This window comes from Candidatus Pantoea bituminis, assembly GCF_018842675.1.
In the GTDB taxonomy this organism is placed as follows: domain Bacteria; phylum Pseudomonadota; class Gammaproteobacteria; order Enterobacterales; family Enterobacteriaceae; genus Pantoea; species Pantoea phytostimulans.
Genome location: NZ_JAGTWO010000004.1, coordinates 1,445,982 through 1,458,342 on the forward strand (window position 1 = coordinate 1,445,982; position 12,361 = coordinate 1,458,342).

9 protein-coding genes and 4 pseudogenes are annotated in these 12,361 nt (G+C 56.4%); 12 read left to right on the plus strand and 1 reads right to left on the minus strand.

The features are described 5' to 3' along the window. Nucleotides 1-189 precede the first annotated feature (189 nt). A pseudogene (locus KQP84_RS10505) lies at nucleotides 190-2,369 on the minus strand (putative bifunctional diguanylate cyclase/phosphodiesterase). A 299-nt stretch (nucleotides 2,370-2,668) separates the two neighbouring features. Between KQP84_RS10505 and phnF the strand changes: the two are divergent. The 12 genes and pseudogenes from phnF to phnD all read left to right on the plus strand — a co-directional run bounded on the left by phnF (nucleotide 2,669) and on the right by phnD (nucleotide 12,113). Beyond that, complete coding sequence (gene phnF / locus KQP84_RS10510; RefSeq protein WP_215848253.1) at nucleotides 2,669-3,382, plus strand: phosphonate metabolism transcriptional regulator PhnF; 714 nt, start codon at nucleotides 2,669-2,671, stop codon at nucleotides 3,380-3,382. Next, complete coding sequence (gene phnG, locus KQP84_RS10515) at nucleotides 3,382-3,831, plus strand: phosphonate C-P lyase system protein PhnG (protein WP_215846473.1); 450 nt, start codon at nucleotides 3,382-3,384, stop codon at nucleotides 3,829-3,831. The genes phnF and phnG overlap by 1 nt, the downstream gene beginning before the upstream one ends. Next, nucleotides 3,828-4,403: a phosphonate C-P lyase system protein PhnH gene (gene phnH, locus KQP84_RS10520; protein WP_215846474.1), complete on the plus strand. Its 576-nt coding sequence runs from the start codon at nucleotides 3,828-3,830 to the stop codon at nucleotides 4,401-4,403. The genes phnG and phnH overlap by 4 nt, the downstream gene beginning before the upstream one ends. Further along, nucleotides 4,403-5,479 carry a carbon-phosphorus lyase complex subunit gene (locus tag KQP84_RS10525; RefSeq protein WP_215846475.1) on the plus strand — a complete coding sequence of 359 codons (1,077 nt, stop codon included), beginning with the start codon at nucleotides 4,403-4,405 and terminating at the stop codon, nucleotides 5,477-5,479. Before phnH ends, KQP84_RS10525 begins: the two co-directional genes overlap by 1 nt. Further along, nucleotides 5,472-6,319, plus strand: a pseudogene (locus KQP84_RS10530) (alpha-D-ribose 1-methylphosphonate 5-phosphate C-P-lyase PhnJ). The gene KQP84_RS10525 and the pseudogene KQP84_RS10530 overlap by 8 nt, the downstream one beginning before the upstream one ends. Further along, a pseudogene (gene phnK, locus KQP84_RS10535) lies at nucleotides 6,309-7,069 on the plus strand (phosphonate C-P lyase system protein PhnK). Before KQP84_RS10530 ends, phnK begins: the two co-directional pseudogenes overlap by 11 nt. A gap of 10 nt (nucleotides 7,070-7,079) precedes the next feature. Continuing rightward, nucleotides 7,080-7,783, plus strand: a pseudogene (gene phnL / locus KQP84_RS10540) (phosphonate C-P lyase system protein PhnL). Next, complete coding sequence (phnM, locus tag KQP84_RS10545; RefSeq protein WP_215846476.1) at nucleotides 7,780-8,916, plus strand: alpha-D-ribose 1-methylphosphonate 5-triphosphate diphosphatase; 1,137 nt, start codon at nucleotides 7,780-7,782, stop codon at nucleotides 8,914-8,916. The pseudogene phnL and the gene phnM overlap by 4 nt, the downstream one beginning before the upstream one ends. An 11-nt stretch (nucleotides 8,917-8,927) precedes the next feature. Beyond that, nucleotides 8,928-9,479, plus strand: coding sequence for a ribose 1,5-bisphosphokinase (phnN, locus tag KQP84_RS10550; RefSeq protein WP_215846477.1), 552 nt, complete (start codon nucleotides 8,928-8,930; stop codon nucleotides 9,477-9,479). Beyond that, nucleotides 9,476-10,246, plus strand: a complete 771-nt coding sequence (phnP, locus tag KQP84_RS10555; RefSeq protein ID WP_215846479.1) for a phosphonate metabolism protein PhnP — start codon at nucleotides 9,476-9,478, stop codon at nucleotides 10,244-10,246. The genes phnN and phnP overlap by 4 nt, the downstream gene beginning before the upstream one ends. 80 nt (nucleotides 10,247-10,326) lie before the next feature. Continuing rightward, on the plus strand, nucleotides 10,327-11,157 hold the full coding sequence (gene phnC, locus KQP84_RS10560; protein WP_215846481.1) for a phosphonate ABC transporter ATP-binding protein: 831 nt from the start codon (nucleotides 10,327-10,329) through the stop codon (nucleotides 11,155-11,157). 26 nt (nucleotides 11,158-11,183) lie between these two features. Continuing rightward, nucleotides 11,184-12,113: a phosphonate ABC transporter substrate-binding protein gene (phnD, locus tag KQP84_RS10565; protein ID WP_215846483.1), complete on the plus strand. Its 930-nt coding sequence runs from the start codon at nucleotides 11,184-11,186 to the stop codon at nucleotides 12,111-12,113. Nucleotides 12,114-12,361 lie beyond the last annotated feature (248 nt).

Here is a 12,361-nt window from a genome sequence, read left to right on the forward strand (position 1 = left end):
TTCCTCCGCGTGCGGGGAAGGTGGGATGGGTTGCATTCAGCGTAATGCGCTCCCATCCCACCAGCGTCTGCTTATCTGCCCCTTCCTCCGCGTGCGGGGAAGGTTGGGATGGGGGACAGCGCGCAGAGGATAAAGGCAGCGCAGACAACCGTTGCCAACCATCAGCTCGCTGAAATAAAAGCATAAACATCAACCCGGACGTACCATGCTCACAATTTCCTCTACCGGCACCGCCTTACTGAACAGGTAGCCCTGAAGTTGATTACATCCGGCATCGGCCAGTGCAGACATTTGCCCCTGCGTCTCAACGCCTTCAGCCGTTACCGTTAATCCCATGGCATGCCCCAGTTTCACCACCGACTCGATAATCGCCACAGAATTCTCCGCCACGCCCAGCGATTGCGTAAACGAGCGGTCAATTTTGATTTTATCGACCGGAAAAGTGCTGAGGTAATTCAGGCTGGAGTAGCCGGTGCCAAAATCGTCTAGGGCAATACGGAAACCGGCTTCACGCAAAGCCACGATAATCGCCCGCGCCTCGTGCTCATCCTCAATCAACACCCCTTCAGTGATTTCCAGCTCAATAAACTGAGGATCACCACCTGCTTGCTGCACAACATCCATGATCCGCTGTACAAAACCGGTGGTACGGAACTGAACCGGTGAAACGTTTACCGCCACAATTAAACCGTTAAACCGCTGCTGGGTTTTACACGCCTCGCGTAATACCCATTCGCCGAGCGGAATAATCAATCCCGTCTCTTCAGCAATCGCAATAAATTCGCCGGGGAGATCTCGCCCCGTTCAGCATGTTTCCAGCGAAGTAACGCTTCGATGGTCACTACCTGCTGACCGCTAATGTCCATTAACGGCTGATACCACACTTCCAGCCCTTGGTAGTTTTGCAGGGCGGCACGCAAATCTGCCGCGATGGTTTGCCGGGTTTGCACCGACTCATCCATGGCACGCTCAAACTGACGATACTTGCCGCGTCCGCTGCTTTTGGCTTCATACAACGCGATATCCGCTTTGCGCATGAGTTCTAGCCGATCTAAACCATCTTTGGGTGCCAGCGTCAGTCCAATACTGGCACCGCTCCAGATTTCGCTGCCAAAGAGGGTAAAAGGTTGGCTTAATTCATCAATGATGCGCTGCGCCAGTGCCTGAACTTGCCCGATGTTATCGACATCCGGCATCACCACAATAAACTCATCGCCGCCGATGCGCCCCACGGTATCGCTGGCGCGGACTAATGCATTCAGACGATGCGCCACTGCGATGATCAGTTCATCTCCGGCGTGATGACCATGGGTATCGTTGATGGTTTTAAAGCGATCAAGATCAATCAACAGCAGAGCAACGCGCTGCTCCTGCCGCGCTGCAAGCGCCAACGCCTGGGTCAGACGATCTTCCACCAGTGCACGATTCGGTAGGCCAGTTAATACGTCATGAAACGCTAAATGCTGTGCCTGCGCCTCGCTGGCTCCCAGCTTCAGCATCGATTGCGACAGGTTAAGCGATGAGATCCACAATCTGCGCACCATGTAAATACAGAGCAGGGTAATAACCAACACCGCAATGCCGGTGGTGGGGCCAACCGCCCGCAGCATTTGCGCGCCGGGGCGGGCAGGGATCCAATTGATATAGCCGACCGCTTCACCGGCTTGTGAAACGATCAAATAGCGCGCCAGGGTGCCGGGTTTCGGCGTACCGTCAGAGAAATGCAGGCCCGCTAACTGATTGCGTTCCGCCAGTCCTGCCAGGTAACCATCATCTAAAAATTTCAGGCTGATCAGGCGAAAGTTCGCGCCAGGCTGACTGTCACGCTTGATATCTCCGACGGCCAAAGCGGCGGCCCGCCCGCCAATCTGTGCATAATCAACCCCATCCTGATGCTGAGAATTGTGGATCAGTGGGCTTTGCAACACATCTTGCACTAAACGATCTTCGCTCTCGATCGTCACTGCCTGTCCGTCACGCCAGATCCGAGAAACACGGTTTTGCGCATCCAGCACCATCACCACCTGATGATCAAACATTTCATAGAGCCAGCTGCCGACGTTTTCATCCAGCCAGCGCGGGTCAGTCTGCGCCTGCGCCAGGTGCTGTTCAAACGGCGACCAGCGTGACAGGCTGCGCAACTGCCGCAAATGCTCATTCAGGCTCTGCGAAAAAGAGGCTTCTATCATGCGCTGCTGCTGCTGTTTTGCTTCACTATTGGTTAAGGAGGTGCCAAGAAACAGCGCCATGCCTGCGCCAATGAAGGTAAGAAGCAGAATGGCAATCAGCGGCAGTAATACCTGTCGAACGAAAGTGCGGCGAAAATCACCAGAAAGTTTGATGCTGTTAATCATTTTAAGAGTTCGCATAACAGAGAGGGTTCAGGTTAAAAACTAGCAGAATCCTGCTAACCTGCACGTTAACGTACCCAGCAGCTTGTTGTTGAATTGCCACCAAAATTTGCGTAACGCCTCGCAAACTTAACAGTTAAGTGATTTTTATCAGAAGCGGGTCCGTTGAGCTGTGATCATGCTGTCTTAAAGCAAATTCATCGTGGCGTCATTCATCAGTCACCGTTCTGTCATCTAAAAACTTCATGGTAATGCCATCACGCAGCGCCCTTTTCAGCTGCCTTTATTTCTCATTAACGCGTGAGGATTTGATCGTGATGGAGTTATCCAGACATCCGACCACTGTGTATCAGGCTGTTGCCGCCCAACTGGAACAGGCGCTGCAGCAACGTTACCGCTGTGGTGATTATCTGCCTTCTGAGCAGCAACTGGCCGATCACTACGCAGTGAATCGCCATACGCTGCGCCGTGCGGTGGATGAACTCGTGCACAAAGGGTTGCTGCAGCGTCGTCACGGCGTGGGCATTTTGGTGCTAATGCGACCCTATAACTATCCGCTGCATGCCCAGGCGCGCTTCAGTCAAAACCTGTTGGAGCAGGGTAGCCATCCCACCAGCGAGCGGCTGTTAGCGGTATTGCGTCCCGCCAGCAACGAGGTCGCCAGCGCGTTGGCTGTTGCCGAAGGCGATAACGTCATCCATTTGCGGACGCTGCGCCGGGTTAATGGCGTGCCGGTCTGCGTGATCAATCATTTCCTGCCCGATCTCAGTTGGTGGACGCTACTTCAGCGTTTCAACAGCGGATCGCTGCACGATTATCTTGCTCAACACACCGGTAAACATCTGGTCCGCACGCAGACGCGAATCAGCACCCGCCGCGCGCAGGCCAAAGAGTGCAAACAGCTGGAGATTGCACTGCAATCGCCTCTGCTGTGCGTGCGCACCTTGAATAAAACCACCGATGGCGCCATGGCGGAATACTCCGTCAGCGTAACGCGCGGCGACATGATTGAACTCACTCTGGAGCATTAATGGAACAGCAAACCGCCCGCCAGCACTGGCTTTCGGTGCTGGCACACAGCAGTGCAGCCAATCTCAAGGCGCACTGGCAGGCACTCAATCTTCATCCTGCTTTCACCCTGATCCGTCCGGCAGAAATTGGCCTGACGCGCTTGCAAGCGCGAATGGGTGCCAGCGGCAAACGCTTCGTGATGGGCGATGCTACCGTCACGCGCGCCGTGGTGCAGTTGGAAGATGGCACCTTGGGTTACAGCTATCTGTTGGGGCGAGATAAAGCCCAGGCTGAGCGCTGTGCCCTGATCGATGCATTGATGCAGCAGCCGGAATTTCGCGTGCTGTTACAGGAAAAAGTGATTACGCCGCTGGCGGCCTTACGTGATGAGCAGCGACAGCTGCGCGCACGCGAAATAGCCAGCAGCAAAGTGGACTTCTTTACGCTGGTACGCGGAGATAATGAATGACTTTACTGGCAAGTTTTAACCATCCGGTGGCCGATTCGCAGCGCGCCTTTCGCCGCATCCTCAAAGCGATGAGCGAGCCAGGCGTGATGGTGTCGCTGCCGCTGCAACAGGGTTGGGGTGCGTTATCGCCCGCTGCCACTGCGGTGTTACTGACATTGGTGGATCAGGAAAGCCCGCTGTGGATCGATGCGAAAATAGATAATGAACAGCTTCGCAGCAACCTGCGTTTTCATACCGGCGTACCGATTAGCGACAGCTGTGGTGCGTCGTTTGCCTTAAGCCACGCCACTTCGCAACCCAATCCCGCCGATTTTGCGGCAGGCGATAACCTGTCGCCGGAGAAAAGCACCACGCTAATCATTGAAGTGCCTTCACTGAATGGCGGACTGACGCTGCGCTTGTCGGGGCCGGGCCTGCGTGAAACACGCGCCATTGCGCCTCAGTTGCCGGAGAGCGTGCTGGAATATCTGCGCACCCGACCACATCCGTTTCCACAGGGTGTTGATCTGATCTTCACCTGTGGCGAAGCGATGATGGCGCTGCCGCGCTCTACCGACGTGGAGGTCTGCTGATGTATGTTGCGGTGAAAGGGGGCGAAAAGGCGATTGCCAATGCCCATCAGTTACAGGCTGATTTGCGTCGCGGTAGCCGAGACGTCGCCGAGCTAGGCTGTGATCAGGTCGCCCAACAATTGGGTTTAGCGGTGGATCGGGTGATGACCGAAGGCGGTATTTACGATCCTGAGCTGGCAGCGCTGGCGATCAAACAAGCCAGCGGCGACTTAGTCGAGGCGATTTTCCTGCTGCGCGCCTATCGCACCACCTTGCCACGTCTGGCGGAAAGCACGCCGCTGGCAACCCGGCACATGCGCATCGAGCGGCGGATTTCAGCGGTCTACAAAGATTTGCCTGGTGGCCAGGTATTAGGCCCCACCTACGATTACAGCCATCGACTGCTCGACTTCACATTGTTGGCAAACGGTGAAACACCCGCCGCACCGCGAGACGATCAGGCGCTGCCGCAGCGTTGCCCGCACATGTTCAGCATGATGAGTGAAGAAGGGTTAGCGGCCAGTGAAAAGGATGATGGCAGCGAACCCACCGATATTACTCGCGAGCCGATCGATTTTCCCGCTTCGCGTGCCGCCCGTTTGCAACAACTGGTGCGCGGCGACGAAGGTTTTCTGCTGGCGTTGGGCTACTCCACGCAGCGCGGTTACGGTCGCACCCATCCTTTCGCCGGCGAAATTCGCACCGGCTATCTCAGCGTCAGCATCTGCCCGGAAGAGCTCGGTTTTGAGCTAGAGATCGGCGAACTGCTGTTGACCGAATGCGAAATGGTCAATGGTTTCACCCATAACGGCGAACAGGCACCGCAGTTTACCCGCGGCTACGGCCTGGTATTTGGTCGCGCCGAACGCAAAGCGATGGCGATGGCGTTAGTGGATCGCGCGTTGCAAACCCGCGAATACGGCGAACGTATCACCAGCCCGGCGCAAGACGAAGAGTTTGTGCTGTCGCACGCCGACAACGTTGAAGCAGCGGGCTTCGTTTCCCACTTAAAACTGCCGCACTACGTCGATTTCCAGGCGGAGCTGGAACTGCTGAAGCAGCTGCGTCAGGATCATCAGGAGCGTAACCATGGCTGAGTTAAGCGGCTACAACAACGGCTATCTGGATGAGCAAACCAAGCGCACCCTTCGCCGCGCCATTCTAAAAGCGGTGGCGATCCCCGGTTATCAGGTGCCGTTTGCCGGACGTGAAATGCCAATGCCTTATGGCTGGGGCACGGGGGTATTCAGGTCACCGCCAGCATCATTGGCGATCAGGATGTGCTGAAGGTGATTGACCAGGGCGCAGATGACACCACCAATGCGGTGTCGATACGCCGCTTTTTCCAACGCGTCAGCGGTGCGGCAGTGACAGAGCGCACGGTGGATGCAACGCTGATTCAGACGCGCCACCGTATCCCGGAAACGCCGCTGGAGGAGGATCAGATCCTGATCTATCAGGTGCCGATCCCGGAGCCGCTGCGCTTTATCGAACCGCGTGAGACTGAAACCCGCACCCTGCACGCTTTGGAAGAGTACGGCATCATGCAGGTGAAACTCTATGAAGACATCGCGCGTTACGGCCATATCGCCACCACGTATGCCTATCCGGTGAAAGTGAATAATCGCTACGTCATGGATCCTTCGCCCATTCCTAAATTCGACAACCCGAAAATGAATATGATGCCGGCGCTGCAACTGTTTGGTGCCGGACGCGAAAAACGCATCTATGCGTTGCCGCCCTACACCAAAGTAGAAAGCCTGGATTTTGACGATCACCCCTTTAGCGTGCAGCAGTGGGAAGCGCCTTGCGCGCTGTGCGGCTCGCGTCACAGCTACCTTGATGAAGTGGTCATGGATGATCAGGGCACACGCATGTTTGTGTGCTCGGACACCGATTTTTGCCATCAGCAGCAGGAACAACATCATGCACAGTGAACAGCCGCTGCTTGCGGTAAATAATCTCACCCACCTTTACGCGCCGGGCAAAGGTTTTGAAGCGGTGAGTTTTGATCTCTATCCCGGTGAAGTGCTGGGCATTGTCGGGGAATCGGGTTCGGGCAAAACCACGTTGTTGCGCAGCCTTTCAGCACGCTTAACGCCGCAACAGGGCACGATTTTATACGGTGAACATGACCTGTATCAAATGAGCGAAAGCGACCGCCGCCGCTTGCTGCGTACCGAATGGGGCGTGGTGCATCAGCATCCGCTGGACGGATTACGTGCGCAGGTCACCGCAGGCGGCAATATCGGTGAACGATTAATGGCGGTGGGGCATCGTCATTATGGTGAGATCCGCGCTGAAGCCAGCCACTGGTTGCAGGAAGTCGAGATTGCAGCGAACCGCATTGATGATTTACCCACCACCTTCTCCGGGGTATGCAGCAGCGTTTGCAGATTGCCCGCAACCTGGTGACGCAGCCGAAACTGGTGTTTATGGATGAGCCTACCGGTGGGCTGGATGTGTCGGTACAGGCGCGCTTGCTGGATATGCTGCGCACGCTGGTGCGTGAACTCAATCTGGCGGTGATCATTGTCACCCACGATCTCGGCGTGGCGCGGTTGCTGGCGCATCGCCTGCTGGTGATGAAACAAGGCCGGGTGGTAGAAAGCGGCTTGACCGATCGGGTGTTGGACGATCCACATCATCCTTATACCCAACTGCTGGTCTCCTCGGTGCTTAATTAAGGTGATGAACATGAACACACAACTTCGCGTCGAGCAGCTGTGCAAAACGTTTGTGCTGCACAACCAAAACAGCGTGGCGCTGCCGGTGTTACAGGACGCCAGCCTTGAAGTGAATCAGGGGAATGCGTAGTGCTGCATGGTCATTCGGGCAGCGGAAAATCCACGCTGTTGCGCGCGCTTTATGGCAATTATCAGGCCAACAGCGGTCATATCTGGCTGCAACACAGGGGCGAATGGATGGATATGGCGCAGGCCCCGGCGCGCCAGATTATTGCGATTCGCCGCGATACGATCGGCTGGGTAAGCCAGTTTTTGCGGGTGATCCCGCGCGTGCCAACGCTGGAAATTGTCATGCAGCCACTGCTAGAACGGGGTGTTGAGCGCGCCTTTTGCGAACAGCGCGCCAAAGAGCTGCTGACGCGCCTCAACGTGCCAGAACGTCTGTGGGCGCTGGCACCGTCAACCTTTTCTGGCGGCGAACAGCAACGCGTCAATATTGCCCGCGGCTTTATCGCTGATTATCCGGTGCTGCTGCTGGATGAACCCACCGCGTCACTCGACAGCGCCAACAGCGCGGCGGTGGTGAGTTTGATTGAACAGGCACGCACACGCGGTGCGGCGATTGTCGGTATCTTTCACGATCAGGCGGTGCGCGAGCGGGTGGCGGATCGCCTGCACGTTATGCAGCCGGTTAGCTCGGGAGCGGATGCATGATCATCAATAACGTCAAACTGGTACTGGAAAAAGAGGTGATCGCCGGATCGCTGGAGATGCGTGATGGCTTTATCGCCAGCTTTAGCGAAACCCGCAGCCAACAGCCGGGCGCGCTGGATGGCGAAGGCGCGTTTCTGCTGCCCGGTTTAGTTGAGCTGCATACTGACAACCTCGATAAATTTTTTACCCCGCGCCCGAAAGTTGACTGGCCAGCGCATTCCGCGATGAGCAGCCACGACGCGCTGATGATCGCCAGCGGTATCACCACCGTGCTGGACGCGATTGGCGTCGGCGATGTCCGTGATGGTGGCCATCGGCTGGATAATCTTAGCAAAATGATTGATGCCATCCGCGACAGCAACCGCAAAGGGGTGAATCGCGCGGAGCACTTGCTGCATCTGCGCTGTGAATTACCGCATGCCAGCACGCTGCCGCTGTTTGAAGCCTTGATGAGCACGCCGGAGCTGGCGCTGGTGTCATTGATGGATCATTCGCCCGGCCAGCGGCAATACGTTTCGCTGGAAAAGTATCGGCAATATTTCCAAGGGAAATATCATCTCAACGATCGGCAGATGGATGAATTTGAGCGCGAGCAGTTAACGCTGGCGGAAGCCTGGTCACAGCCCAACCGTCTGGCGATTGCTGCACGGTGCCGTGAGCAACAGATTACGCTCGCCAGTCATGATGATGCCACCGTGGCGCATGTTGAAGAGTCGTTTGCCGTTGGCAGCGCCATCGCTGAATTTCCGACTCAGCTGGAAGCGGCGCGCGCTTCACGCCATCGCGGTATGCAGGTATTGATGGGTGCGCCGAACATTGTGCGCGGCGGCTCGCACTCCGGCAACGTCGCCGCCTGGGAGCTGGCTTCACAGGGTATGCTGGATATTCTCTCGTCAGACTACTATCCCGCCAGCCTGCTGGACGCCGCGTTTCTTCTGGCGGCTGACGATCGCAATAGCCTGAAGTTGCCGCAGGCGATTGCGCTGGTGACGTGTAATCCCGCCCGGGCGATCGGACTGGATGATCGTGGCGTGATTGCTGAAGGCCGCCGCGCCGATTTAGTGCTGGCGCACACCGAACATGGTCATCCGCATATCCGCCACGTCTGGGCCAAAGGGCGGCAGGTTTATTGATGGCCGCGCCAATGTCATCACCGCAGAAGGCTAAGCTGATTTGGCTAATTGGGCCGTCGGGATCGGGTAAGGATAGCCTGCTGAATGCTTTGCGAGAAGCGCCGCCAGCAGGGTTGATGATTGCCCATCGCTATATCACTCGCGCCGCCGATGCTGGCGGTGAAAACCACGTTGCCCTCACCGAACAGGAGTTTACCCGCCGCGCCGCGCTGGGCTTTTTCGCGATTCGCTGGCAGGCGCATGGCTTTCATTACGGCATCGGCAGCGAGATTGATCTTTGGCTGGCGCGCGGTCAAAACGTACTGGTGAACGGCTCGCGGCTGCATTTGGCGCAGGTCATGCAACGTTACGGTGAACAACTGATGCCGCTCTGTCTTGAAGTCTCGCCGCCCGTGCTGGCAGCACGCTTACGCCAGCGCGGCAGGGAGAGTGAAGCGGAAATTGTGCGGCGACTGGATCGCGCCACACAGCCGCAACCGGATGGATGCTTACTGCTCAATAACGATGGCGCGCTGAGCCAGACGGTGCAGCAGCTGCGTCAATTACTCGAGGCATACCGATGAAACTGACCTTTCTCGGCACTGGTGGTGTGACTGCCGCACCGCTGTTTGGCTGCGACTGCCAAGCTTGTCACCGCGCCAGGCGCGATGAAAAACGCAAACGCGCACCCTGCAGTGCGCTGATTGAAGCGGGCAGCGAACGTATTTTGCTGGATGGCGGTTTACCGCTGTTGCATGAACGTTTCCAGCCCGGAGAACTGACGCGCATTCTGCTGACGCACTATCACATGGATCATGTGCAGGGTTTATTTGCGCTGCGCTGGGGTGTCGGCACGCCGATTCCGGTGTGGGGCCCGCCCGATGAGAAGGGCAGCGATGACCTGTTTAAACACCCCGGCCTGCTGGATTTCCGCCCCTCACTTACGCCGTTCGTGCCGCATCAGTTTGGCAATCTATTCGTCACGCCACTGCCGTTGCAGCATTCACGGCTCACACACGGCTATCTGTTTGACTGGCACGGCATGCGGCTGGCGTGGCTGTGCGATACCTGCGGCCTGCCGCCGGAAACGCGTGATTACCTCATTGGGCAACCGCTGGACCAGCTGGTGCTGGACTGCAACGATCCGCCGCGCAGTGACGCGCGCAATCACAACGATGTCCAACTTGCGCTGGCGATTATTGATGATCTTCAGCCACGTCAAGCGTGGCTCACGCACCTCAGTCATGAAATGGATAACTGGTTAGCCAACCATTCGTTACCTGAACATGTTCAACCGGCACGCGACGGTTTGACACTCTGTTTGGGTGCCGAGCAGCCTGTCACAGTTTGATCACTTAACTGTCATTCAGCATTCATCCCGTATCGCCTTAATAAGCGCAGACCTTACAGACCGCAATTACGGAGAAGATCATGGCACAGGCGCTTCTGAAAACGGTGGTGGACAACGATCTGCCACTGGCCAGCCAGACCGGGCAAAAAGTGTTATCGGTGCAGGGGTTATGCAAAGCCTACGGTGAAAACCGGGTGCTGGATAACGTCAGTTTCGATCTACATGCGGGCGAACTGGTCGCCGTGGTGGGGCGTTCAGGCGCAGGAAAATCGACGCTGCTGCACATGTTGAACGGCACCATTGAGGCCACTGACGGCGCGATTGTCAGCCTGCGCCACGGCCAGGCCGATCGCGATGTAGTGACGCTAAACAGCCGCCAGATGCGCGAATGGCGCAGCGAATGCGGCATGATTTTTCAAGATTTCTGTCTGGTGCCACGTCTCGACGTGCTGACCAACGTGCTGCTGGGCCGCCTGAGCCAGACCTCCACCCTGAAATCGTTCTTTAAAGTCTTTTCTGACGCTGACCGCGCACACGCCATCGAACTTTTACAGTGGATGAACATGCTGCCGCAGGCGCTGCAACGCGCCGAGAATTTGTCGGGCGGTCAGATGCAGCGCGTGGCGATTTGTCGAGCGTTGATGCAGAACCCAAAAATCTTGCTGGCTGATGAGCCGGTGGCTTCTCTGGATCCGAAAAACACCAAGCGCATCATGGATGTGTTGCGTCAGGTCAGCGAGCAGGGCATCAGCGTGATGGTCAACCTGCACTCCATCGAACTGGTGAAAAGTTATTGCACCCGTGTGATTGGCATTCAGCGCGGCGTGGTGCTGTTCGACGGACATCCTTCCCAACTCACCGACGGCCTGCTGCACCAGCTGTACGGTGATGAAATTAATCAGCTCCACTAACTTCCACGGCAAGAGAAAAACTTCGAATGAAACTGACTTCATTAGCTTTAGTGACTGGCGCTTTGATGACCTTTGGCGTTAACGCAGCGGATGCACCGAAACAGCTGAATCTGGGCATTTTAGGCGGTCAAAACGCCACCCAGCAGATTGGCGATAATCAGTGTGTAAAAAGCTTTTTTGATAAAGAGCTGAACGTGGATACGCAGATGCGTAACGCGTCAGACTATTCGGGCGTGATTCAGGGGCTGCTGGGCGGCAAGATTGATATGGTACTGAGCATGTCGCCCGCGTCGTTTGCCTCAGTTTATCTGCAAGATCCAAAAGCGGTAGATGTCGTGGGCATTGTGGTGGATGACAAAGATCAGTCCCGCGGTTATCACTCGGTGGTGGTGGTGAAAGCCGACAGCCCGTACAAAAAGTTGGAAGATTTGAAAGGCAAAGCTTTTGGGATGGCGGATCCCGATTCGACGTCGGGCTTCCTGATGCCGAACCAGGCATTTAAGAAAGAGTTTGGCGGCAGCGTCGATGACAAATACAACAATTTCTTCTCCAGCGTCACCTTTTCTGGCGGCCACGAGCAGGACATTCTCGGTGTGTTAAACGATCAGTTTGCCGGTGCAGTGACCTGGACGTCGCTGGTGGGCGATCGCAGCACCGGTTATACCTCGGGTGCCTTTACCCGAATGATGCGTATGGATCAGCCCGATTTAATGAACAAAATCCGCATTATCTGGCAGTCGCCGCTGATTCCTAACGGCCCGGTGCTGGTCAGCAATAAGCTGCCGGCAGAGTTCAAAGCCAAAGTAGTGGCGGCGATCAAAAAGCTGGATAAAGAAGATCACGCCTGTTTCGTGAAAGCGGTGGGCGGAGAGCAGCATATTGGTGAAGCAACGCTAGCGGATTATCAGAATGTGATTGATATGAAGCGTGACCTGATGAAGGGCAGCCGCGGTTAATTTAGCGCCTTAGCGCGCTGAATCGGTGCGCGCTGTCCCCCATCCCAGCCTTCCCCGCGAAGCGGGGAAGGAGACGCTGCCCCATGCAGCTTCAATACTCGCATGTAGCAGCATCTTCCTCCCCCATGCATGGGGAGGACCGAGGTGGGGGACAAACGACCTCGCACTTATAGGGAGCCAGGTGGGGGACAAACAACTCATCTGCGCGCTGTCCCCCATCCCAGCCTTCCCCCGCGAAGCGGAGGAAG